At 54.6% G+C, this 22,899-nt stretch carries 19 protein-coding genes; 10 read left to right on the top strand and 9 right to left on the bottom strand.

Annotation, left to right across the window (positions count from 1 at the left end):
* Positions 1–77 precede the first annotated feature (77 nt).
* From feoB to greB, 4 genes are all read right to left on the bottom strand, one after another.
* The gene (feoB, locus tag HHI26_RS22190) at positions 78–2,381 is read right to left on the bottom strand and encodes a Fe(2+) transporter permease subunit FeoB (protein WP_171149711.1); all 2,304 of its coding nucleotides are present in this window, start codon (positions 2,379–2,381) and stop codon (positions 78–80) included.
* Positions 2,378–2,620, bottom strand: a complete 243-nt coding sequence (feoA, locus tag HHI26_RS22185; RefSeq protein WP_133846653.1) for a ferrous iron transporter A — start codon at positions 2,618–2,620, stop codon at positions 2,378–2,380. Before feoA ends, feoB begins: the two co-directional genes overlap by 4 nt.
* A 136-nt stretch (positions 2,621–2,756) precedes the next feature.
* Positions 2,757–5,087, bottom strand: coding sequence for a Tex family protein (locus HHI26_RS22180; protein ID WP_171149710.1), 2,331 nt, complete (start codon positions 5,085–5,087; stop codon positions 2,757–2,759).
* Between the two features lie 100 nt (positions 5,088–5,187).
* Positions 5,188–5,667, bottom strand: coding sequence for a transcription elongation factor GreB (greB, locus tag HHI26_RS22175; protein WP_133846703.1), 480 nt, complete (start codon positions 5,665–5,667; stop codon positions 5,188–5,190).
* A 288-nt stretch (positions 5,668–5,955) separates the two neighbouring features.
* On the opposite strand from greB, the gene ompR reads away from it, so the two are divergent.
* Both ompR and envZ read left to right on the top strand, forming a co-directional pair.
* Positions 5,956–6,675 (top strand): two-component system response regulator OmpR, encoded by a 720-nt coding sequence (gene ompR / locus HHI26_RS22170; protein ID WP_001157751.1) that lies wholly within the window; start codon positions 5,956–5,958, stop codon positions 6,673–6,675.
* Positions 6,672–8,021: a two-component system sensor histidine kinase EnvZ gene (gene envZ / locus HHI26_RS22165; RefSeq protein WP_133846655.1), complete on the top strand. Its 1,350-nt coding sequence runs from the start codon at positions 6,672–6,674 to the stop codon at positions 8,019–8,021. Before ompR ends, envZ begins: the two co-directional genes overlap by 4 nt.
* Positions 8,022–8,085: 64 nt before the next feature.
* On the opposite strand, the gene pckA is transcribed toward envZ, so the two are convergent.
* The 4 genes from pckA to HHI26_RS22145 all read right to left on the bottom strand — a co-directional run bounded on the left by pckA (position 8,086) and on the right by HHI26_RS22145 (position 13,673).
* On the bottom strand, positions 8,086–9,705 hold the full coding sequence (pckA, locus tag HHI26_RS22160; RefSeq protein ID WP_133846656.1) for a phosphoenolpyruvate carboxykinase (ATP): 1,620 nt from the start codon (positions 9,703–9,705) through the stop codon (positions 8,086–8,088).
* A 395-nt stretch (positions 9,706–10,100) separates the two neighbouring features.
* On the bottom strand, positions 10,101–10,979 hold the full coding sequence (gene hslO / locus HHI26_RS22155; RefSeq protein ID WP_133846657.1) for an Hsp33 family molecular chaperone HslO: 879 nt from the start codon (positions 10,977–10,979) through the stop codon (positions 10,101–10,103).
* Positions 10,980–11,001: 22 nt separating this feature from the next.
* Positions 11,002–11,403 carry a ribosome-associated heat shock protein Hsp15 gene (hslR, locus tag HHI26_RS22150; protein ID WP_133846658.1) on the bottom strand — a complete coding sequence of 134 codons (402 nt, stop codon included), beginning with the start codon at positions 11,401–11,403 and terminating at the stop codon, positions 11,002–11,004.
* A gap of 131 nt (positions 11,404–11,534) precedes the next feature.
* On the bottom strand, positions 11,535–13,673 hold the full coding sequence (locus HHI26_RS22145) for an intracellular growth attenuator family protein (protein ID WP_171149709.1): 2,139 nt from the start codon (positions 13,671–13,673) through the stop codon (positions 11,535–11,537).
* A 399-nt stretch (positions 13,674–14,072) separates the two neighbouring features.
* Between HHI26_RS22145 and nudE the strand changes: the two genes are divergently transcribed.
* Positions 14,073–14,639, top strand: coding sequence for an ADP compounds hydrolase NudE (gene nudE / locus HHI26_RS22140; RefSeq protein ID WP_133846704.1), 567 nt, complete (start codon positions 14,073–14,075; stop codon positions 14,637–14,639).
* A gap of 78 nt (positions 14,640–14,717) precedes the next feature.
* Here the strand turns inward: nudE and mrcA are convergent, their stop codons facing one another.
* Positions 14,718–17,270 carry a peptidoglycan glycosyltransferase/peptidoglycan DD-transpeptidase MrcA gene (gene mrcA, locus HHI26_RS22135; protein ID WP_133846660.1) on the bottom strand — a complete coding sequence of 851 codons (2,553 nt, stop codon included), beginning with the start codon at positions 17,268–17,270 and terminating at the stop codon, positions 14,718–14,720.
* 115 nt (positions 17,271–17,385) lie between these two features.
* On the opposite strand from mrcA, the gene pilM reads away from it, so the two are divergent.
* From pilM to aroB, 7 genes are all read left to right on the top strand, one after another.
* Positions 17,386–18,213 carry a pilus assembly protein PilM gene (gene pilM / locus HHI26_RS22130; protein ID WP_133846661.1) on the top strand — a complete coding sequence of 276 codons (828 nt, stop codon included), beginning with the start codon at positions 17,386–17,388 and terminating at the stop codon, positions 18,211–18,213.
* Positions 18,213–18,758 carry a PilN domain-containing protein gene (locus tag HHI26_RS22125; RefSeq protein WP_171149708.1) on the top strand — a complete coding sequence of 182 codons (546 nt, stop codon included), beginning with the start codon at positions 18,213–18,215 and terminating at the stop codon, positions 18,756–18,758. Before pilM ends, HHI26_RS22125 begins: the two co-directional genes overlap by 1 nt.
* The gene (locus HHI26_RS22120) at positions 18,755–19,252 is read left to right on the top strand and encodes a hypothetical protein (RefSeq protein WP_171149707.1); all 498 of its coding nucleotides are present in this window, start codon (positions 18,755–18,757) and stop codon (positions 19,250–19,252) included. Before HHI26_RS22125 ends, HHI26_RS22120 begins: the two co-directional genes overlap by 4 nt.
* Positions 19,242–19,643: a HofP DNA utilization family protein gene (locus HHI26_RS22115; protein ID WP_133846664.1), complete on the top strand. Its 402-nt coding sequence runs from the start codon at positions 19,242–19,244 to the stop codon at positions 19,641–19,643. The genes HHI26_RS22120 and HHI26_RS22115 overlap by 11 nt, the downstream gene beginning before the upstream one ends.
* A complete protein-coding gene (hofQ, locus tag HHI26_RS22110; RefSeq protein WP_133846665.1) occupies positions 19,564–20,808 on the top strand; it encodes a DNA uptake porin HofQ in 1,245 nt (414 codons plus the stop codon). The genes HHI26_RS22115 and hofQ overlap by 80 nt, the downstream gene beginning before the upstream one ends.
* Positions 20,809–21,200: 392 nt before the next feature.
* Positions 21,201–21,722: a shikimate kinase AroK gene (aroK, locus tag HHI26_RS22105; protein ID WP_048917675.1), complete on the top strand. Its 522-nt coding sequence runs from the start codon at positions 21,201–21,203 to the stop codon at positions 21,720–21,722.
* Between the two features lie 53 nt (positions 21,723–21,775).
* Positions 21,776–22,864 (top strand): 3-dehydroquinate synthase, encoded by a 1,089-nt coding sequence (gene aroB, locus HHI26_RS22100; protein ID WP_133846666.1) that lies wholly within the window; start codon positions 21,776–21,778, stop codon positions 22,862–22,864.
* The last annotated feature ends 35 nt before the right edge of the window (positions 22,865–22,899 follow it).

Below are 22,899 nucleotides of genomic sequence, written 5' to 3'. Positions count from 1 at the left end.
TTCGAATTGCCACCGCGGGTGAAAAATTCAGACGTTATTTTTCACTGTAGACGCTGGTCACAAAATCGCAACCTGCATCAGTGGCAACGACCGTTTTTGGCGCAGTTCTGGCATCCGGTACTGACCTGTTTAACCGGGATCTGGGCCGGGGTGATGCGCACGCGGCGTAGCGCGCCCAGCAGCAGGGCATTGAACAGCAGGACAGTGGCAATAATCAGACTGCTGCTGCCTGGATGCTGGTGGAAACTGGCAACCTGATAAAACAGGGTGGCCAGCGAGTAAGCCAGATCCAGCCCCCACAGGATCGAGAACAGCATCCAGCGGTTACTGCTTTCACGGGCAATGGCACCCATTACTGAAACGCAGGGCACGTACAGCAGCACAAAAATCAGGTAGCTGTAGGCGGCAGCATCGCTGGCGAACTTGCTGTGCATCGTACCCATTGCGCCGCTGGCCATTTCCGCATCGCCTTTACTGGCCTCAATGGGGTTGGCGAGAACGCTGAGGCTGAAAGTGGCTTTGATGCCTTGCCATGTCTCAATCAGCGCGTCACTCAGCTGCGTGCGAAGACTGAACTGCTCAGGGTCGAATGCCTGCTGTTGCAGCGCTTCGGCGGTGTAGAGGGTATTCAGCGTGCCGACCACCACTTCTTTTGCCATCGCTCCGGTCAGCAGACCGACGGTAGCCTGCCAGTTATCATCGTGAACACCGATCGGTGCCAGCAGTGGTGTCAATGTCTGGCTGACGCTGGCCAGCGCGGAGTCGTTCAGATGACTCACCGGCTTGCCGCTAAACGAAAAACTGTTTAGCGCACCGATAAGCATACTGACCAGCACAATCACTTTCCCGGCCCGCAGGACAAACCCCCGCAGACGCTGCCAGGTTTGCAACAGCAGACTTTTGGCGTGAGGAACGTGCCACAGTGGCAGCTCCATTACAAAGGGACTGGCGTTACCGCGCATCAGCGTATGCTTAAGCAGCAGGCCAGTGACGATGGCCGCGCAAATCCCCAACAGATAGAGGCTGAAAACGACCAGTGCACCACGCTGACCGAAAAAGGCCGCCGCAAAGACCGCGAAAATCGCCAGCCGCGCTCCGCAGGAGATAAACGGCGCCATCAGTACGGTGATCAACCGCTCCCGTGGGGCGTCCAGCGTGCGTGCTCCCATTACCGAGGGCACATTGCAGCCAAAGCCAACAATCAGCGGCACAAAGGATTTACCGGGCAGACCAAGCGCCTGCATCAACCGATCCATCACAAAGGCGGCACGCGCCATATAACCGGAATCTTCCAGCAGAGAGAGGAACAGGTACATCATGCCGATCTGCGGTATCAGCGGCATGACGGTATTGATCCCACCGCCGATGCCCTGCGCCAGGAAAAGCGTCAGCCATAACGGTAGGTGCAGCGTAGCGCCCAGCCACTGCGTACCCTGAATAAATATCGCCGCTGATCCGAGGTCGAAAAGCGGTTGTAGTGCGCCACCAAGGTTGATGGCGAGGAAGAACATCATATACATCACCAGCAGAAACACCGGCAGGCCCAGCCAGCGGTTCATGGTCAGGCGATCCAGGCGCTGGCTGAACAGGCTACGGCTTCCGGCGGCACGGATGACCTTGTGGCAGAGTGACTCGAGAGTCTGATAACGGCTACTGGCAATGGACTGAGCGGCATCCTCCCCCAGACGTTCATGGATGCCTGGCAGTAACGCCTGGGCTGCGGGCATCTGCTGCTGGCTCCAGATATCCCCTTCCAGCATATGCAGGGCCAGCCAGCGTTTCTGCCCTTCTGGCGTGGCGGCGGACATGGCAGCGACCAGTTCACGCAACGCTTGTTGCAGCGGCTGCGAATAGGGGACAGCAAGCGGGGTGGGCTGGCGTGAATAACGGTCGATGGTCTCTTTCAGGCGATTAATGCCGCGCCCGCGAGTGGAAACCAGCGGTATCACCGGGCAGCCCAGCGCCTCTTCCAGCGCCGAGAGGTCTAACTCTGTTTGCTGGCTTTCAACAATATCCAGCATGTTCAATGCCACGATGCAGGGCTGCCCCATCTCCAGCAGCTGCAAGGTCAGATAAAGATTGCGTTCAAGGTTGCTGGCATCCACCACGTTAATCACCAGGTCGGCATCACCGCTCAGGAGATACTGACAGGCAATCTGTTCATCCAGCGATGCCTGTGCCGAGAGCGTGGTGAGTGAGTAGCAGCCTGGCAGATCAACCAACTGCACCTGATGCTCTTCTGTGGTGAACTGCCCTTCTTTGCGCTCGACGGTCACACCGGCCCAGTTACCGACCCGCTGGCGCGATCCGGTGAGCTGGTTAAACAAGGTAGTTTTGCCTACGTTAGGGTTCCCGGTCAGTGCGATAGTCGTGGTTTTCATGCGACCTCTCCGGCTGACTGCATGGCTTCCAGTTGGAGTAATGCAAGATCCTTTTTGCGCAACATCAGGCTGACGTGGCGGGTTTCAATATGTAGGGGATCGCCCAGTGGAGCGATACGGATCAGCCGAAAGGTGATGCCGGGCAACAGGCCCAGCGCCATGAGTTTCTGGCGAAATACCGGATTGATGGATGACGAAAAACCGACGATTCGGTAGGCGTGCTGTGGGATCATTTGCATTGGCGGTGCCTGCTTAAATAGACACTGATAATTTTAATGAGAGTGATTCTTGCTCACATTGATATGGAGCAACTTAATCGCAGGGCAGACGCGGAGGTTAGGAAAAAAGAGCGGGCCATCAGGCCCGCCGGGGGGATTAGCTTTTTTTGCCAAAGGCGGCAGCCAGCGCATCGCCCATCGCGCTGTTGCCCGCAGGCTGGGCGGCAGGGCGCTTGTTGTTGGCTTTTGCCGGGCGCGCGTTGTCACGGTCCGGCGATTTGTTGCCGCCACCGCGTCGCGCGTTGGTTTCGCCTGGCTGCTCGTCAAGGCGCATGGTCAGCGCAATACGCTTACGCTGTAAATCCACTTCCATCACCTTCACCTTGACCACATCACCGGCTTTCACCACTTTGTGTGGGTCATCGACAAATTTATCGGCCAGTGAGGAGATATGCACCAGACCATCCTGATGGACGCCGATATCGACGAAGGCGCCGAAGTTGGTGACGTTAGTCACCGAGCCTTCAAGCACCATCCCCGGGAGCAGGTCATTCATGGTGTCGACGCCGTCAGCGAACTGTGCGGTTTTAAACTCAGGACGTGGATCGCGACCCGGTTTTTCCAGTTCTTTGATGATGTCACTCACGGTCGGCACGCCGAAACGCTCATCGGTAAAATCAACGGCTTTCAGATTACGCAGCTCAGTCGGGTTACCCATCAGGTCGTTAAGAGCCTGCTCGGTGGCGGCGAGAATACGCTGCACGACCGGATAAGCTTCCGGGTGCACGGTAGAGGCATCCAGTGGGTTATCGCCCTGAGTGATGCGAAGGAATCCGGCGCACTGTTCAAAGGCTTTCGGCCCCAGACGACCGACTTTCAGTAACTGCTGACGGTTCTGGAAACGGCCGTTCTCATCACGCCAGGTGACAATGTTCTGGGCGATCATCTTGCTCAGCCCTGCCACGCGCGTTAGCAGCGGCACAGAGGCGGTATTCAGATCGACACCCACGCCGTTCACGCAGTCTTCCACCACCGCATCCAGTTTTCTCGCTAACTGGCTCTGGCTGACGTCATGCTGGTACTGGCCGACACCAATGGATTTCGGGTCGATTTTTACCAGTTCGGAGAGCGGATCCTGTAAGCGACGGGCGATGGAAACCGCGCCACGCAGCGAGACATCCAGGCCAGGGAACTCCAGTGCCGCCAGTTCGGAAGCGGAATAGACCGAGGCTCCCGCTTCGCTGACGATGACTTTCTCGCCCTGGACCTGCGGGAACTGCTTTTGCACCTCAAGATAGAAACGCTCGGTTTCACGAGATGCCGTACCGTTGCCGATGGCGACCAGTTCAACCTGATGTTTGGTACAGAGTGCTGCGACGGCCGCTGCGGCTTTCGCAGTCTGCCCGGTGTGAGGATAGATGGTGTCTGTCGCGACCAGCTTCCCGGTCGCATCCACCACGGCGACTTTGACCCCGGTACGCAGGCCAGGATCGAGACCCATCGTGGCGCGCATCCCCGCCGGCGCCGCCATCAACAGATCGTGCAGATTGCGGGCGAAGACATTAATCGCTTCGTCTTCCGCGCGTTCACGCACGGTGCCCATCAGTTCGGTTTCGAGGTGCAGCAGCACCTTGATGCGCCAGGTCCAGCTGACTACGGCTTTACGCCAGGTATCCGCTGGCGCATTGTTCAGGCGCAGATTCAGATGGTCTGTGATGATCTGCTCACCGTGGCTTTCGCGCGGTGGTTCATCAAACTGCGGATCAGCATTCAGCGCCAGCTGTAAGATACCTTCGTTACGCCCACGGAACATGGCCAGCGCACGGTGGGAAGGTACGGTGGATAACGCTTCATGATGATCGAAGTAGTCACGGAATTTTGCGCCTTCCTCTTCTTTGCCATCGATCACACGTGAGACCAGGTGTGCATTTTTCCACAGGTAGTCACGCACTTTTGCCAGCAGTCCGGCATCTTCTGCGAAACGTTCCATCAGGATGTAGCGTGCACCATCCAGCGCCGCTTTGGTGTCAGCAACACCTTTGTCGGCATCAATGTAGCCAGCGGCCAGTTGTTCAGGATCGTGAGACGGCTCCTGCCATAACGTGTCTGCCAGGGGTTGCAGACCGGCTTCTATCGCGATCTGACCGCGCGTGCGGCGCTTCTGTTTGTAAGGCAGATAGAGGTCTTCGAGCTCGGTTTTACTCAGGGTGGCGTTGATTGCCGCTGCCAGCTCATCGGTCAGTTTTCCCTGGTCGGCAATGGATTTCAGAATGGACTGGCGGCGGTCGGCAAGCTCGCGCAGGTAACCCAGTCGGGTCTCCAGCTGACGCAGTTGGGTATCATCTAACCCGCCGGTCACTTCCTTACGATAACGTGCGATAAACGGCACGGTATTTCCTTCGTCCAGCAGGCGAACAGCGGCTTCAACCTGTTCTGGTCTGGCCTTTAGCTCACTTGCAATCAGGCGGCTCAGTGAATTATTCATCATTGTTGGGACACTTTTTAGCTTAAGAAATTGGCAACAGTTATACGGATTGCAGCAGCATAATGCCAGTCATCAGACTGTCAGCATGGCTGCAACGGCGAGTTTAGGATTCTTTGACGTAGCTGATCGCATTGACGTACCACAGTGCTTCACCCACTGGGGTGTGGACGATGGCGGCATCCCCGATCTCTTTTTTCAGCAATGCACGCGCCATCGGCGAGTCGATAGAGATATAGTCATTGCGACCGAAGATCTCGTCATAGCCGACAATGCGGAAATGCTTCAGATCGCCATCATCGTTTTCCACCTCAACCCAGGCACCGAAAAACACTTTGCCATCCTGCTGTGGGGAATAGTCGACAATACGCAACTGTTCCAGGCACTTGGTCAGATAGCGTATCCGGCGGTCAATTTCACGCAGGCGTTTTTTGTTGTACTGATAGTCGGCATTTTCACTGCGATCGCCAAGGCTGGCCGCCCAGGTGACCTTCTTCGTCACTTCCGGGCGCTCTTCACGCCACAGGAAGTCCAGCTCCTGCTTCAGCAGGTTGTAGCCTTCGCGGGTAATCAGTTTGGTTTTCATCATTCAGCCATCGTCATCGTGATATGCAGACTATTTTGTTGTGCTGTGTGACGGGATGCAAATTCATTGTTCCGAATTATGCCGCAACGTTACTGCTTGTTTGTCATGATAAATACGCTGGAAAAAACCGTTCATCCCCTGGTTTTTTTGACCCAGATTACAGATAAGCTGCTGTTTAATATGCTTTGTAACAATTTCGGCTACAATATAAACCATTATTGACTGTTACATTCAGGCATCTTTTTTAAAAATACAGGCTCAGGCAATAGCGCCTTTGGGAGTAACGAAATGCAAGAAAATTACAAAATCCTGGTGGTAGATGATGACATGCGTTTGCGTGCACTGCTGGAGCGTTATCTGACCGAGCAGGGCTTCCAGGTGCGTAGTGTGGCCAATGCTGAGCAGATGGATCGCCTGCTGACGCGTGAATCATTCCACCTGATGGTGCTGGACCTGATGTTACCTGGCGAAGATGGCTTGTCGATTTGCCGCCGTCTGCGCAGCCAGAGCAACCCCATGCCGATTATTATGGTCACCGCCAAAGGCGAGGAAGTGGATCGTATCGTGGGCCTCGAAATCGGTGCGGATGACTATATTCCAAAACCGTTCAACCCACGTGAACTGCTGGCCCGTATCCGTGCGGTGCTGCGTCGTCAGGCGAATGAACTACCGGGTGCGCCTTCTCAGGAAGAAGCGGTGATTGCTTTCGGTAAATTCAAGTTGAACCTCGGTACCCGCGAGATGTTCCGTGAAGATGAGCCGATGCCACTGACCAGCGGCGAGTTCGCCGTGCTGAAAGCGCTGGTAAGCCACCCGCGTGAGCCGCTGTCGCGCGATAAACTGATGAACCTGGCCCGTGGTCGTGAGTACAGTGCGATGGAGCGTTCTATCGACGTACAGATCTCCCGTTTGCGCCGTATGGTGGAAGAAGATCCGGCTCATCCACGCTACATCCAGACCGTTTGGGGCCTGGGCTATGTCTTCGTGCCGGACGGCAGTAAAGCATGAGGCGATTCCGCTTCTCTCCCCGTAGTTCATTTGCCCGCACACTGTTATTGATCGTTACCCTGCTGTTCGTCAGCCTGGTAACGACTTATCTGGTGGTGCTGAACTTTGCAATTTTGCCCAGTCTGCAACAGTTCAACAAAGTGCTGGCCTATGAAGTTCGTATGTTGATGACCGACCGTTTGCAGTTGGAAGATGGCACGCAGCTGGAAGTGCCTCCGGCATTTCGCCGTGAAATCTACCGTGAACTCGGCATCTCGCTGTATACCAATGCAGCGGCGGAAGAGAGCGGATTACGCTGGGCGCAGCACTATCAGTTTCTCAGCCAACAGATGGCGCAGCAGTTGGGTGGCCCGACCGATGTCCGTGTGGAGGTCAATAAGAACTCCCCGGTGGTGTGGCTGAAAACCTGGTTGTCGCCGGATATCTGGGTGCGCGTCCCCCTGACCGAGATCCATCAGGGCGATTTCTCTCCATTGTTCCGCTACACGCTGGCGATTATGTTGCTGGCGATCGGTGGAGCTTGGCTGTTTATACGTATCCAGAACCGCCCGCTGGTGGAGCTGGAGCACGCGGCGTTACAGGTGGGTAAAGGCATTATCCCCCCGCCACTGCGCGAGTATGGTGCCTCTGAGGTCCGTTCCGTGACGCGGGCATTTAATCAGATGGCATCTGGCGTGAAGCAGTTAGCCGATGACCGAACCCTGCTGATGGCCGGGGTGAGTCATGACCTGAGAACGCCATTGACACGTATTCGTCTGGCAACGGAAATGATGTCAGAGCAGGATGGCTATCTGGCTGAGTCGATCAATAAAGATATCGAAGAATGTAATGCGATTATCGAACAGTTTATTGATTACCTGCGTACCGGGCAGGAGATGCAGTTTGAACGCGCGGACCTCAACAGTGTGCTGGGAGAAGTGGTGGCGGCAGAAAGCGGTTACGAGCGTGAAATTGAGAATGCCGTGATGTCCGCTGAGCTGATGCTGGATATCAATCCCCTTGCGATTAAGCGTGCGATTGCCAACATGGTCGTCAATGCTGCCCGCTATGGTAATGGCTGGATTAAGGTCAGTTCCGGGCGTGAGCTGCATCGAGCCTGGTTCCAGGTAGACGATGATGGTCCCGGTATTGAACCCGACCAGCTTAAGCACCTGCTTCAGCCGTTTGTGCGTGGTGACAGCGCACGCAGTACCAGCGGAACGGGCCTGGGACTGGCGATTGTGCAGCGTATTATTGATGCTCACCAGGGGGCGCTGGAGATTGGTAAGAGTGAAAAAGGGGGCTTACGCATTCGTGCCTGGCTGCCATTGCCACCTGCCAGCCTTCCGCCAGGGCCTACCCAGTGACAGGCAAGGGTGCGGCATGATGTCGTAGGGGTGAGGCATGCCTCACCCGATTCCACTGACTGGCTTACAGTTTCGGCCCGGCTTTCACCAGTGCTTCACCCGCTTTAGTGTCGGTGAACTTATCGAAGTTGTTGATAAACCTCTGCGCCAAATCCCGAGCCTTTGTTTCCCATTCGGCTTCACTCGCCCAGGTTTGACGCGGGTCGAGCAGTTTGCTGTCTACGCCTTGCAGGGTCAGCGGTATCTCCAGGTTGAAAACAGGCAACGTGGTGGTTTCTGCATGGGCGATGTCGCCACTGAGGATAGCGTTGATAATCGCCCGTGTATCGGCGAGCGAAATACGTTTCCCACTGCCGTTCCAGCCGGTATTCACCAGCCAGGCTTCTGCGCCTGCGTCCTTCATCCGTTTCACCAAAACCTCTGCGTACTGTGTGGGGTGCAGGGTCAGGAACGCGGCACCAAAGCAGGCTGAGAAGGTGGGAGTAGGTTCGGTGACTCCACGCTCAGTACCGGCCAGTTTGGCGGTAAAACCGGAAAGGAAATGGTACTGGGTCTGCTCGGCGGTCAGGCGTGATACGGGGGGCAGCACACCGAAAGCGTCAGCGGTCAGGAAAATCACTTTCTTCGCGTGGCCGGCTTTCGACACCGGTTTAACGATATTGTCGATATGATCAATCGGGTAGGAGACGCGGGTGTTCTCGGTCTTGCTGCTGTCGTCATAATCCACCGAACCATCGCTGCGAACGACAACGTTCTCCAGCAGGGCATCCGGGCGGATCGCATGGTAGATCTCCGGCTCTGCTTTTTCTGACAGTTTGATAGTTTTAGCGTAACAGCCCCCTTCAAAGTTAAACACGCCGTCATCATCCCAGCCATGTTCATCATCGCCAATCAGCTTGCGCTTTGGATCGGTAGACAGTGTGGTTTTGCCTGTGCCTGAGAGGCCGAAGAAAATGGCAACATCCCCTTTTTCACCGACGTTGGCCGAGCAGTGCATCGACGCAATCCCTTTTAGCGGCAGCAGGTAGTTCATCATAGTGAACAACCCTTTCTTCATCTCGCCGCCGTACCAGGTTCCCCCGATAAGCTGCATGTTTTCCGTCAGGTTAAAGGCGACAAAGTTCTCGGAATTCAGCCCCTGTGCCTGCCAGTCCGGGTTGGTGCACTTGGCGCCGTTCATCACAACGAAGTCGGGTATGAAATTCGCCAGAGCTGCTTTATCCGGGCGGATAAACATGTTCTTCACGAAGTGCGCCTGCCAGGCGACTTCCGTGATAAAGCGTACGCAGAGGCGTGAGTCCGGGTTAGCGCCGCACCAGGCATCGATAACAAACAGGCGTTTGCCGGAGAGCTGCTTTGTGACAAGGTTTTTCAGCGACTGCCAGGTCTCCTGCGAGAGGGGGTGGTTATCGTTTTTACCTTTCCCATTGTCACTCCACCACAGCGTGTCGCGGGTGGTTTCGTCACGTACCAGATATTTGTCTTTCGGAGAGCGTCCGGTAAAAATGCCGGTATCAACGGCGACAGCGCCAGACTGCGTGACGATACCGCGCTCAAAACCGTTTAATGTGGGTAGGGTTTCTTCCTTAAACAGGGTGTCATAATCAGGATTATGAATCACCTTCACCGTATCAGTGATGCCATAAGCGACGAGGTCCTGCAAGGTCAGGTCGTTAGTGTGCATGTTACTGCTCCTTTGTCGGTTTTTTGTACTGCGTCAAATTGTAGGGGTATTTCAACTTTATTACCGCGAGCAACCTCCGGCTTCTGCATCAGTGCCGGGTGATGCCACGATCGCGCGCAGTTTACACCCGCCAGAAAACAGCGAAAGCGGCAAAGAAGGAAAATGAGAAGCCACGCCGGGTTCAATGAAAAGAATCGCATTTGTTGCATCAATAGTGCTAAGTCGGTGTCTTTTTGTAGTGATAAATACCAGGTTATGAAGAATTTTTAGCGGGAAAATGCGATTTTTTGTGACGGGAGTATCGTATTGTTTTTCGATAGAAAATAAAGACAGGCGGGGTAAAAACGGGGCATCGTTGAAAAGAAAAAGGCCGGGTAATATCCGGCCCCTGGCGATTAGTGAACCTGTTGGTCACCTGTCGCAGAATCATTACGGATCGCGGCAATATCGACCGCATCATAGACGTAGTGATTACCGCAGTAGTCACAGTGCATATCAATGTTGCCATCTTCCTGCAGGATCTGGTCCACTTCTTCATCCGGCAGTGTTCGCAGCACATCGCCGCAACGTTCGCGTGAACAGGTGCACTTGAAGCTCACGTTCTGGGGTTCAAACAGGGTGACTTCTTCCTGATGATAGAGACGCCACAGCACGTCATTTGCTGGCAGGCCCAGCAGCTCTTCTGTTTTGATCGTTTCTGTCAACGTCGCCAGATGGTTGAACTCATCCAGGCTGGCATCCTGAGCCGGCAGAACCTGCAACAGAATACCGGCTGCACCCACCTGCGATTCTGTTTCGCCGGTGCGGATAAACAGACGAGTAGGGAGCTGCTCTGAACGCATAAAGTAATCTTCCAGGCAGGCGGCAAGGGTGTCACCTTCCAGCCCGACTACGCCCTGGTAGCGCTCACCTTCTTTCGGAGAAATGGTGATCACCAGATAGCCATTGCCGACCATCTCTTTTAGGCTGCTCCCATCGGCAATCTCACCCTGCATACGTGCAACACCGCGCATTTCCTGAAGATTGTTACCGTTGATTACGGCCATATTAAGCGGGCCATCACCCTGTAATTGCACCGTGATGTCACCGTCAAATTTCAGGGTAGCTGTCAGCAGGCTGGTGGCCACCAGCAGTTCGCCAAGGACCTGTTGCACTGGCTGAGGGTAGTCATGACCCTCAATGATTTCCTGCCATGTCTGGGATACGGTAACCAGTTCGCCGCGCACAGCATGGTTTTCGAACAGGTAACGGTGCATTTGGTCTTGCTGGGACATAGTGTTTCTCTCGAGTGTGGCGTTATTCGTCGCCAGAATGTTTAAATTTCATCAGGTCACGACGTTCCTTTTTATCAGGGCGCCGGTCAGGGTGCGGCATAGTGAGGGCATTCATTTTACGCGCCAGCGCCACTTTTTCCCGCTTCTCAATACTCTCTACCGTTTCGCGGTACAATTGTTGCGCAACAGTCGCCGGGCCACGTTTGTCAGTGATCGCTTCAATCACCACGGTGCGCTGATCGTTACCCTGGCGCAGCGTCAACTCGGCAGCCACTTCCACCAGTTTACTGGGTTTGCTGCGTTGACCGTTGTAATGGACTTTGCCGCCTTCGATCATTTCGCGTGCGTCTGCCCGGGTTTTATAAAACCGTGCGGCCCAAAGCCATTTATCGAGCCGGACCCCGTCAGAGGGTTTCTCTTTCATCGCTGCTCCTTTTGGGAATACCCCTATATAGGGTGTCCCCCGTCATCTTTCAAGTTAACGGGTGGGGGCGTCCAGGATTATTTTGGGTATGGAGGGCATTAGCTATTAAAAATAGCACAGATGCGATGGGCTCAGAACATCGGCCGCACGGTCTGTATATCGTTGAGCGAATGGTTGAGGCATTTGTCGTAATACTGGTGAATTTCCATCATCCGAAGACGATTACGGTGGATGCGACGCAGTGCCAGTAGCGTGTTAATGACCAGGATCAGAGAGAGCAACAGCAACAACAGGCTGCTGCCGAGGTAGTGCCATAATGTGATGGTGTCCGGCTCGCTGTGCAGTGCGATGTGGCGTGTGCCGTTGGCATCGGTGGTGATGCTGGTAATGATCCCGTTAGCGTTAAACGGCGTGTGCAGCAGCATACCTGCCAGACGTTGCAGTTCTGGCCACTGGTCGGGGGCGTTGTAATCAAACAGTGATGCTGTCGGGGAGGGCTGATTCACCAACTGGCGACCTTCGTCACTGAGGATCAGAAAACCACCCGGAGGAGGGCTGTTCAGTGCGTCTGCGGCACGGCGTGTTTCACGATAGAAGAAAGAGGAGGTTGCGGTATTGACCAGATTTTCGAGCGCTTCGGCACTCACCGGGCGAAGTAACACGTTCATGCCGTTGAGTGCACCGGAATTGGCACGGTGCACCAGCGTTTGCCAGTCTTTGGCATTGCCGAGGTTGACCAGCGCATTTTTCAGACGCACACAGTCCTGTTCCTGGCTGCACAAATCCTGCGTTTTTTGCACGATATCCGAGAAATCGTCCAGCAGGATCATGCCTGACTTCTGAATGGCGGTGGCCAGCTGCGGATTGAGTTTTGGATCGGTGCTGGTCTGCGGATGAAGCTGCATCCGGGTGGTATCCAGCAGTGCGGTGGCTTTATCGATAATATCGGACTGCGGCAGGGGCAGGGGGTCAGCGTTGTTCCAGTACACCGCAGAGCAGTCAAACGGCATAAAGTCATAGCTGCGGTTGCCCTGATAGGTGGTTGGAATCGAACACATCCCCGTGCCTTTGACTTTCAGGCTGTCGCCTACATGCAGGGCAACGTTTTCTAAGTCACTCACCTGCGTGACCTGCAGACTTTCCGTGCCTTTAATCCATGCCAGGCTCAACTTCAGTGGCATGCTCAGGGGGATCCAGGAAATCAGCAGTACCAGCACTAACAACGCACCCGCAGCCAGCACAACATTTTTACGCCAGCGTTGGATTGGGAAATTACGCACCTCATCCTGCAGGGAGAGGAAACGTCCCTGGCGAACGACCTGGCGGTTAAGATAGATATCAACGTCGGTAGTTTGACCCAGGTCCTGGGCTACGTAGCTTTGCCAGTGTGGCGGATAGATCAAATCGATAATACCCAACGAGATGTTACTGACCTGACCCTGGTTGGATTCGCCAAATAAGCCCCAGCGTTTCGGTGCGCCGCGCAGGCAGTGGATGTCACGCAGGTCTTTCTCTGTGGGGCGGCGGTACAGCATCCAGATGCTGAATAAAATCATGCAGATACCCGCCAGTATCAGCCAGGGCATCAGAACAACCGGCCCCACGAGGCTGATGAAAAACAGCAGTAATCCCGTGCTGATAAGCAGGGCTTCCCGGGTGCCATCCGGTTTGCTCAATGCATACTCTTCCAGACTCTCCTTGCGAACGCTGAGAAGCTCAACGTTCTCGCCCTCTTCTTTGCGGATAGAGGCATTTTGCCCGGTCGCGCGTACCATCGGCACCAGTGCAGGCGATTCCCAACGATATTGAGTCAGTGAGTGCCCATTGAGTGAAATGACCAGCGGGATCGTTTGCGTTTTAATGAGCTCAACGTAGTTCTCTTCCGCAATGTACTGCTCCCACAGTGGGGGCAGATGCACTTCAACCGCATCCAGGTAGTAGCGCCATTTATTTTGGTCGTCGGTGGAGAGTCCGTAGCGGGTGATGGAGCGAGTGACGGGATAAACATTGTTGCTTTGAGATGTCAGAACCAGTTGTTCGGGTGAGCTGCTGGCACCGGTTGGCTGGGTATCGTGCCGATTATTAGCCAGCATGGAGACGTAGCGTTCTACCGCTGTGCGTTCTTCGTCGCTCAGTTTGCGATAAGGGGGACTAATGAATGGCAGTGGTTTCGCCAACGGCGGGCGATGCCGCATAGCGTACCAAAAAAAACAACCTGCCGTCACCGAGCAGGCCAGCATTACAGCCAATATGATGACTATTGTGCTCATGCTCCCCTCATTCCTGCCACGATGCTCCTGTCATTTCTCTCGCATAAGATGGTGGGTCAATACCAGCCAAAAATGGCGAGTGAAGACAGAATAGGCAATTCACTGTGTGATTAAAAATAGCGCTAAAAATCATAAAATTAGAATAATTGTATAGCATGGCCGGGGGTGATGTTACCAGGCATTTGCCATAACAGATATCGGCATAATCCTATTTTTTAGTCGTTCAATTGACATTCTTTAAAAGATTTTCCTCATATTAACAAGGATTTGTTATAAAAAAGTAAAATGATTCATGCGATGATTGGATTCCTGCGGCACCTGCCGCACAATGGACAATAGCACACCCGTGTTTGTACCGGGCATGACGTTAACCTTATTCGGCTTTTCGCTGGGGCCATGATGACCAGACAATTACAAAAACCTACTATCCACAAAGTTGAAGCTGTTGCGCGCTCCAGGTTGTTCACGGTAGAAGCCGTTGATCTGGAGTTCAGCAACGGTGCGCGCCGTGTGTACGAACGTATGCGTTCCTCTGGCCGTGAAGCGGTTATGATCGTACCGATTGTCGACGATCATCTGATTCTGATTCAGGAATATGCTGTCGGGCTGGAAAGCTATGAGCTGGGGTTCCCGAAGGGATTGATTGATGCTGGCGAAACGCCGTTTGAAGCCGCCAATCGTGAACTAAAAGAAGAGGCCGGGTTTGGCGCTCATCAGTTGGAGACACTGGGAAAACTGACGATGGCGCCGTCCTATTTTTCCAGTCAGATGAACATTGTGGTGGCAGAGGGACTTTATCCTGAGCAACTGGAAGGGGATGAACCTGAGCCATTACCGCAACTGCGCTGGCCGCTAAATAATTTGCTGGCGCTCCTGGATGAACCTGATTTTCGCGAATCGCGTAACGTCAGTGCGCTGTTTCTGGTCCGTGAATGGCTGGTGAAGCAAGGCCGGCTGAGTTACTGATGTGAGCCATCGTAACGGGTGAGTGTGGTTGACTGACCTGAAATAAAAAATGCCGGGCAATTGCCCGGCATTTTTGTATCAGAACAACTCGTGGCTTTCGCCGTTGTCCATCAGTGTGGTTCCGACGTCATGTACGGAATATTCAGTCGGCTGGGTGCCGTTGATGAAGTATTCCGCGCGGCTATTGCCGCCACCGTTCGCCAGTTTGCCGGTGCTGCGGTCGATATTGACCGTCACTACGCCTTCTGGCGGCGTCAATGGTTGTAACGGCACACCATCCAGCGCGGATTTCATATAGTCATCCCATGCTGGCTGTGCGCTCTTGGCACCGCCTTCGTAGCCTGATATCTGATCTTTAATCGCCCCGGAAGCCGTGGTGCGTCCGAGGTCACGGCGGTGATCGTCAAAACCGATCCACACCGAGGTGACAACCCCCGGCCCGTAGCCGGAGAACCAGGCATCTTTTGAGCTGTTAGTGGTACCGGTTTTGCCACCGATATCGTTACGTTTAAGGTCGCGGCCAGCCCGCCAGCCAGTGCCCATCCAGCCTGGCTCACCAAACACATTCGAATTCAGCGCACTTTTAATCAGGAATGACAGCGGGGTGTTGATCACGTGTGGCGCATATTGCTGCTGGCCATCCTGCTGACCCTGCTGTGGAACCTGCTCCAGCTGCGGTTGTGGTACGGCAACATTGTTACCTTCCGACGATACCGCCACGTTTTCTACGCTGTCTTCACTCAGTGCGACGGCCTTCTGAGTGTTGCCATAGATCACCGGCAGATTGCACTCTGCACAGGCGACTTTCGGTTTCGCTTCGAAGACGTGGTTGCCTTGCTCATCATCGATGCGCGTGATGAAGTACGGGTCAACCAGGAAGCCGCCGTTCGCCATCACAGAGTAGCCACGTACCATCTGCAATGGGGTGAAGGAGGCCGAGCCCAGCGCCAGTGATTCCGTATGGACGATGTTCTGTGCCGGGAAACCAAAACGCTGCAAATATTCGGCCGCATAGTCGACGCCCATGGCGCGCATGGCGCGCACCATCACAACGTTCTTCGACTCACCCAACCCCTGGCGCAGACGAATGGGACCCGCGTAGGTATTGGGTGAGTTTTTCGGACGCCAGTCAGCACCGGCACCTGCATCCCAACGAGAAATCGGCACGTCGTTAAGAATAGATGCCAGCGTCAAACCACGGTCCATTGCTGCGGTATACAGGAACGGTTTGATATTCGAACCGACCTGGCGTAACGCCTGGGTTGCACGGTTAAACTTGCTCAGATTGAAGTCAAAACCGCCCACAAGTGCGCGCACGGCACCATCGTGTGGGTCGAGCGATACCAGTGAGGAGTTCACATCCGGCACCTGGCCCAGTTGCCAGTCGTTATCCACTTTGCGTACCCAAATCTGCTGACCAGGCTGCAATACCTGGCTCACCGAACGCGGTGTGGCACCTTGTAAGGTGTCTGACTTGAACGGGCGGGCCCAGCGAACACTGGCGAGGTTTAGCGCAACGCTGCTGCCATCACGCATAATGGCCGTGGCTTCCTCGCTATTACTGGTGGTAACCACTGCCGGGAACAGCGGACCGTACACCGGTAAAGACTTCAGCGTTTTCATGATTTCGCTGTGGCCCCACGCCTGCTCACCCACTTTCCACAGCACACTGGCCGGACCGCGATAACCATGACGCATATCATAGGCAATAACGTTGTCCTGAACCGATGTCTGTGCCGCCAACTGGAGCTTACGGGTGACGGTGGTATAGACCTTATAACCGTCGTTGTAGGCGTTCTCACCGAAGCGCTTGATCATCTCCTGACGCACCATCTCAGTCAGATACGGCGCTGAGAAAGCAATTTCCGGCACATGATAGTTCGCCACCAGTGGTGTGCTGCGCGCTTCGTTATACTGCATCTGCGTGATGTAGTGCTGGTCAAGCATACGTGCCAGAACGGTATTGCGACGCTGCACGGCACGATCATGAGAATAGAGTGGGTTAAATGTCGACGGTGCTTTTGGCAGGCCGGCGATCATGGCGATCTCACTCAGTGACAGCTGATCAACGCTTTTACCAAAATAGACCTGTGCCGCAGCGCCAACACCATAGGCGCGGTAGCCGAGGTAAATCTTGTTCAGATACAGCTCAAGGATCTCGTCCTTGCTCATCATCTGTTCAATGCGAATGGCGAGGAACACCTCCTTGACCTTACGTATCAGTGTACGTTCCGGGCTGAGGAAGAAGTTACGTGCCAGCTGCTGGGTAATGGTACTGGCCCCCTGCGACGCATGACCGGAAACCAGCGCAATGCTGGCTGCACGGAAAATACCAATCGGGTCGACGCCATGATGTTCATAGAAGCGGCTGTCTTCCGTCGCGATAAAGGCCTTCACCATTTGCGGTGGGATTTGTTGCAGCGTCAGTGGAATACGGCGTTTCTCGCCGTACTGTGCGATAAGCTCGTTATCGGCACTGTAGACCTGCATTGGCGTCTGCAGACGCACATCTTTCAGCGTGGCGACATCCGGGAGCTGTGGCTCTATGTATTTGTACAAACCATAGATCGAGCCAGCTCCCAGCAAGATGCAACACACTGCAAGGATCAATAAATACTTTACGAACTTCACCTGATATTTCCCACTTAAAGTCGGTTGGGCAGTTTATAAACAATCGCGCGGTAGTATAAAGGCAAGCCTGTACCTTGGATACGTCCTTTTCAACAGACGATAAGGAGATCGCGCAATGGCTTTTAAGACATGGCAAGTCGGGCTGGATATTCAAAACGGGCAGCTCTGCGCCCTGGGCATCCAGCGCCGTCGAAACGGCTGGCAGCTACGTCATTGGTGGCAGCATACGTTGCCGCAAGATACGTTAAGAAATGGCCTGGTGCAACGCCCGGACGATGTTGTGGCATTACTGCAACGCTGGCGTAAACACCTTCCTGCTCGCATTTCACTGCGGGTCGGCTTCCCCCCGCAGCTCGTCATGCAGCGCCAACTGGCGAAGCCTGCCTTACGATTACGTGAGCCCGATCGTAACAGTTACATCATGGCGGCGGCGAGACGATTTTTCCCTATCGCACCCGAAGCGCTGGCGCTGGATTACCGTGGTAGTGATGACGTTGACGGGGCGATGTATCTGACGGCGGCACGCCAGGATGCACTACAAAATTGGGTAGACTGCCTGCAACAGGCCTCGCTGGCTCCCGATGTTCTGGAACTGACTCCGGCGGCACTGTATGCGCTGGCTCGTGGACTGTCACTGGAGGCGTCCGCCGCACTGGTGCACCGCCTGAACGATCACTGGCTGTGGTATGCCCCGCAGTCGGGTGTTCATGCCTGGGGCTGGTGTTCACTGGAAGATGCAGCCGATTTTAGCGCACTACAGCAGCGATATTTACAAGGCAGCCACTCAGTCTGGTACAGCTCTGTGCTGGCAGAAGAGCGGCCGGAAGGCACCTTCGCCTTGTCGCCGCTGGCCGCAGTGCAATGTTATCAGCCGCCGTTGCCCGTGTATGACGGTGCTTTTGCATTGGCAACCGGTCTGGCATTACGCCCGGAGGATTGCTGATGGTATGGGTGAACTTATTGCCCTGGCGGCAGGTGAAATTGCAGAAGCGCTGGCGCGTCTGGCGTCTGGCAGGGGGCGTTTTAGTTCTGGTGTTTTCCATGCTGATGCTGGAGGGATACTGGCAGCGCAGTCTCAATCACCAGCAGAGTCGCACGCAGGGTCTGTGGAGCGCCGCGCTAAACGATGTGCAGGCCCTGAGTGCACGCACGCAGGCCGCACGACAGCAGCTCAGCGCCTTGCAACGTCAGCAGCATCACCTCATGCACCGTCAACAGCAGATGACCCAGTGGCGTGATTTCGCGCGGGGTCTTGGCCTGCTCTTTCCACCGGATACCTGGCTGAGCGTGTTGCATAAAACCCGCAAGGAACTGGTGTTACGCGGAGTGGCGGCCAGCATTCAGGAACTGCACCAGTTGCGTGACAGATTACGCGAGGTCACGTTGTTTAAACAGGTCAATTTGGGGGCAGTCCAGCGTGTTCGCACGGGCGAAATGACGTTTGATATGCAGGCACTACCGTTTTTGTCTCCTGGTGCCGACGAATGATGCACCGCTGGCTGATCGGTTGGTTGCAAATGCCGGCATGGATACGCTTGGGCAGTTTTTGTGGCGCTGCGCTGTTGCTGGCGATGCTGTTATGGGGCGCCTGGTTGCATCCGATAAAACAAAAGCAGCAGCAGGGCGAACAGCAGTGGCAGCAGCTGGCACACCGTTATCGTCAGCAGCTGCAATTACTCCGCGCCATGCCCGCACTTGCCACCGTGCAGCAGCAGACAGAACAGATCGAGGCACGGCTTACCTCTGACGTCATCCGGCCTTTTTTACTGCCTGACCTGCTCAAAGCCAGCGGTGCGGTACTGGAATACTGGCACCCTGCCGGGCAGGGCGGTGAGCTGTCTCTGATGCTGAACTGGCCACAATTTATTGCGCTGCTGGATTATCTTTCTGCGCTTCAGCCCACGTTACTGTTTTCCCAGTTCAAACTGCAACGTGAGGAACAGCAATTGCGCCTGGTCATGGAGTTAACGGATGAAAATTAAGCTGGCCTGGGGATTGCTGTTGTTGATGTGTAACGTGTGGGCGCGCGATCCCTTTTTTCCTCTGAACGTCCAGCGTTGCGCGTCCGTTGCAGAGACGGAACTCACCTGGCGTTTACTGGGACTGATTGGCCGAGAGGGCCGCTATGACGCGTGGCTGGTCTCGTCTCAACATAAATTGCTCTGGCGGCAGACTGGCGACCCATTACCCGGCACGGAGTGGCGTATCGCGGAGATTGATGCTCAGACTGTCACGATCACGACTTTACAGGACTGCCCGCCGTCACGGCGGCTGGGTTTAAAAGGACGACATCATGCTCAGGATAATTTACCTCTGGCTGGCGCTGATAAGCCCGTTATCAGCCAGCCAGATTCCCCTCTCTCTCGCTTTTGACGCCGCTCCCGTCGGGCAGGTATTGCAGGCGCTGGCCGATTACCAGCAGCTCAACCTGGTGGTAGCACCGGGGGTTGAAGGCACGCTTTCTCTTCGGCTGAAAGACGTGCCCTGGCAGCAGGCTTTACAGTTGGTGTTAAAAATGGGGCGCCTGACAATGGAAAAACAGGGCAACGTGATGCTGATTTATCCGGAGAGCTGGCAGCAAGAGGAGGAGCGAAAAACGGCCGCACGCCGTGAAGCTCAGGAACAGACGCTCCCCCTGCATAATCGTACGCTCACTCTCCAGCATGCCGATGCCGCAGCGGTCAACGGCAGCCTGCAAAATGAGCGCGCCCGATTAATGACCGCGCGTGGCAGCATTACGCTGGATAGCCGGACTAACAGTTTGTTATTACGTGATACTGAAAGTGCCCTCGATCAGGCAGAACGTTGGGTGCGCCAGCTGGATGTGCCGTTGGCTCAGATTGAGCTGGCAGCACATATCGTCACCATCAGTGAAGAGAATCTGCGTGAATTAGGGGTTAACTGGGGGCTAAGTGGATCTGAACAGGTGGCAGAGGCGCTGCGTAGCAGCCAGCTGAGAGTGGATCTTGGCGTCAGTCGCCCGGCAGGTATGGTGGGTTTGACGCTGGCAAAACTGGATGGTCAGTTGCTGGATCTTGAGCTGAGCGCGCTGGAAAGAGAGCAGCAGGCCGAGATTATTGCCAGCCCACGCTTGTTCACATCGCATCAGCAGACGGCCAGTATCAAACAAGGTACGGAAATTCCCTACGAAGTTGCCAGTGGAAATAGGGGGTCGACCACCATGGAGTTCAAAGAGGCGATGTTGGCGATGGAAGTCACGCCAGAGGTACAGGCTAACGGTCGGATTTTACTGAAACTGCATATTTCTCAAAATGTACCCGGAAAAAATATGCGAAGCGGTGAAAACGAGGTCCTGACCATCGATAAACAGGAGATTGATACCCAAGTGATGTTGAAGGATGGGCAGACGCTGGCGCTGGGAGGGATTTTTCAGCAACAGAGCGCCACAGGGCGCACTAAGGTGCCTTTTCTGGGCGATATTCCGTTACTGGGTGGCCTGTTTCGTCACGATGTACGTGAACAAAAAAGGCGTGAATTGGTGATCTTCATCACACCGAGACTGATTCGTAGCGATTAATGCGATTTTTGAGGCAAACTGTAACACCTGCATGTTTTTTCCGGAATTGCTGACAGTTGGGTTTGACGCAAGGACGGAATTAGCTTACAAGGTTTAGCGATTTTGAATTACGGGCCAGGTGCCCTTAGCAGCGAATGCTTTTTAACCGTTTTTTATCGTGCGCAACCGGCGTAGCCGATGCAACCACATCCGGCTGATAAATGAAGCGGACTGAAACGCGCCAAAATATTGCGTGCAATGGGCAAGGTAAATTTAATCGGTTGCCAAAACACCTTCAGTGTTGAGATAATTTTCGTCTGACTCTCGCACTATCGCTCATGAGGTTTCAGTTCATGTCCTGCCTGGTTTAAGGCGGGGTATCATCAACGAATTGTCTTAGTAATACCGAAAAAATGGCAGAGAAACGCAATATCTTTCTGGTTGGGCCTATGGGTGCCGGCAAAAGCACTATTGGGCGTCAGTTAGCTCAACAACTCAATATGGAATTTTTCGATTCCGATCAAGAAATTGAGCGACGTACCGGAGCGGATGTGGGCTGGGTTTTTGACGTCGAAGGCGAAGAAGGCTTCCGCGATCGCGAAGAAAAAATCATCAATGAACTCACTGAAAAGCAGGGCATTGTGCTGGCGACAGGTGGCGGTTCCGTCAAGTCGCGCGAAACGCGCAATCGTCTCTCCGCCCGTGGCGTAGTGGTTTATCTTGAAACGACTATCGAAAAGCAACTGGCACGTACTCAGCGCGACAAAAAACGTCCGCTGTTGCAGGTGGATTCTCCACCGCGTGAAGTGCTGGAAGCATTAGCCGATGAACGCAATCCGATGTATGAAGAGATTGCCGACGTAACCATTCGTACTGACGATCAAAGTGCGAAAGTGGTGGCTAATCAAATTATCAATATGTTGGAAAAGAGCTGATTCAGGCTCTGACGGCCCACTTGTGGGCACAGCAAAAAAGGTGATACAGCGTCATGGAGAGGATTACCGTAACTCTTGGGGATCGCAGTTACCCCATTACCATCGCCGCCGGGTTGTTCGCAGATCCGGCTTCTTTTTGGCCGCTTAAAGCGGGCGATCAGGTCATGCTGGTAACCAACCAGACGCTGGCTCCTCTCTATCTGGAACCATTGCGTTCACGCCTTGAGGGCGCGGGCGTGGTGGTCGATCAGGTGATTCTGCCGGACGGTGAGCAGTTTAAATCGCTGGCCGTGATGGATCAGGTATTTACCGCATTACTGTCCAGGCCTCATGGCCGGGATACCACTTTGGTGGCACTGGGTGGCGGTGTGATTGGTGATCTAACCGGATTTGCAGCCGCCAGCTACCAGCGTGGCGTACGCTTTATCCAGGTCCCAACCACGCTGTTGTCGCAGGTTGACTCCTCTGTGGGGGGGAAAACTGCCGTCAATCATCCGTTGGGTAAAAACATGATCGGGGCATTTTATCAACCTGCCTCGGTGGTGGTAGATCTTGACTGTCTGAATACCCTACCAGCGCGTGAGTTCTCTTCCGGTCTGGCGGAAGTGATCAAATACGGCATCATCCTTGACGGTGAATTCTTCACCTGGCTTGAAGACAATCTGGATGCCTTGCTGGCGCTGGATGGCACGGCGCTGGCGTACTGTATTCGCCGCTGCTGTGAGTTGAAAGCGGAAGTGGTGGCAGCAGATGAACATGAGCACGGCCAGCGTGCGTTGCTGAACCTTGGGCATACCTATGGTCACGCCATTGAAGCCCATATGGGTTACGGCAACTGGCTGCACGGCGAAGCGGTGGCAGCCGGGATGGTAATGGCTGCACGCAACGCTGAACGTCTTGGTCAGTTCAGTTCGCAAGATACAGACCGTATTATCACGTTGTTACAGCGTGCCGGGTTACCGGTACATGGGCCAGAAAGTATGGCGGCGGCTGACTACCTGCCACATATGATGCGTGATAAAAAAGTCCTGGCTGGCAAGCTGCGTCTGATTCTTCCCCTGGCCATCGGCAAAGCCGAAGTGCGCAGCGGAGTACCACATGATATGGTTCTTGCATCCATTCAGGATTGTCTGAAGCCATAGCGATTATCTGTAACCAGGTCTCCTGGCTACTATTC

Origin of the sequence: Erwinia sp. JH02 (assembly GCF_013074405.1) — a bacterium.
Classification (GTDB): Bacteria; Pseudomonadota; Gammaproteobacteria; order Enterobacterales; family Enterobacteriaceae; genus Erwinia; species Erwinia rhapontici.
The sequence above is the reverse complement of the archived record's forward strand: the minus strand, read 5'-3'. Positions and strand labels throughout refer to the sequence as shown.

Bases quoted from the DNA above. Each gene is read 5' to 3' on its own strand.
- feoB (WP_171149711.1), bottom strand. From the start codon at position 2,381: ATGAAAACCACGACTATCGCACTGACCGGGAACCCTAACGTAGGCAAA.
- feoA (WP_133846653.1), bottom strand. From the start codon at position 2,620: ATGCAAATGATCCCACAGCACGCCTACCGAATCGTCGGTTTTTCGTCA.
- HHI26_RS22180 (WP_171149710.1), bottom strand. From the start codon at position 5,087: ATGATGAATAATTCACTGAGCCGCCTGATTGCAAGTGAGCTAAAGGCC.
- greB (WP_133846703.1), bottom strand. From the start codon at position 5,667: ATGAAAACCAAACTGATTACCCGCGAAGGCTACAACCTGCTGAAGCAG.
- ompR (WP_001157751.1), top strand. From the start codon at position 5,956: ATGCAAGAAAATTACAAAATCCTGGTGGTAGATGATGACATGCGTTTG.
- envZ (WP_133846655.1), top strand. From the start codon at position 6,672: ATGAGGCGATTCCGCTTCTCTCCCCGTAGTTCATTTGCCCGCACACTG.
- pckA (WP_133846656.1), bottom strand. From the start codon at position 9,705: ATGCACACTAACGACCTGACCTTGCAGGACCTCGTCGCTTATGGCATC.
- hslO (WP_133846657.1), bottom strand. From the start codon at position 10,979: ATGTCCCAGCAAGACCAAATGCACCGTTACCTGTTCGAAAACCATGCT.
- hslR (WP_133846658.1), bottom strand. From the start codon at position 11,403: ATGAAAGAGAAACCCTCTGACGGGGTCCGGCTCGATAAATGGCTTTGG.
- HHI26_RS22145 (WP_171149709.1), bottom strand. From the start codon at position 13,673: ATGAGCACAATAGTCATCATATTGGCTGTAATGCTGGCCTGCTCGGTG.
- nudE (WP_133846704.1), top strand. From the start codon at position 14,073: ATGACCAGACAATTACAAAAACCTACTATCCACAAAGTTGAAGCTGTT.
- pilM (WP_133846661.1), top strand. From the start codon at position 17,386: ATGGCTTTTAAGACATGGCAAGTCGGGCTGGATATTCAAAACGGGCAG.
- HHI26_RS22125 (WP_171149708.1), top strand. From the start codon at position 18,213: ATGGTATGGGTGAACTTATTGCCCTGGCGGCAGGTGAAATTGCAGAAG.
- HHI26_RS22120 (WP_171149707.1), top strand. From the start codon at position 18,755: ATGATGCACCGCTGGCTGATCGGTTGGTTGCAAATGCCGGCATGGATA.
- HHI26_RS22115 (WP_133846664.1), top strand. From the start codon at position 19,242: ATGAAAATTAAGCTGGCCTGGGGATTGCTGTTGTTGATGTGTAACGTG.
- hofQ (WP_133846665.1), top strand. From the start codon at position 19,564: ATGCTCAGGATAATTTACCTCTGGCTGGCGCTGATAAGCCCGTTATCA.
- aroK (WP_048917675.1), top strand. From the start codon at position 21,201: ATGGCAGAGAAACGCAATATCTTTCTGGTTGGGCCTATGGGTGCCGGC.
- aroB (WP_133846666.1), top strand. From the start codon at position 21,776: ATGGAGAGGATTACCGTAACTCTTGGGGATCGCAGTTACCCCATTACC.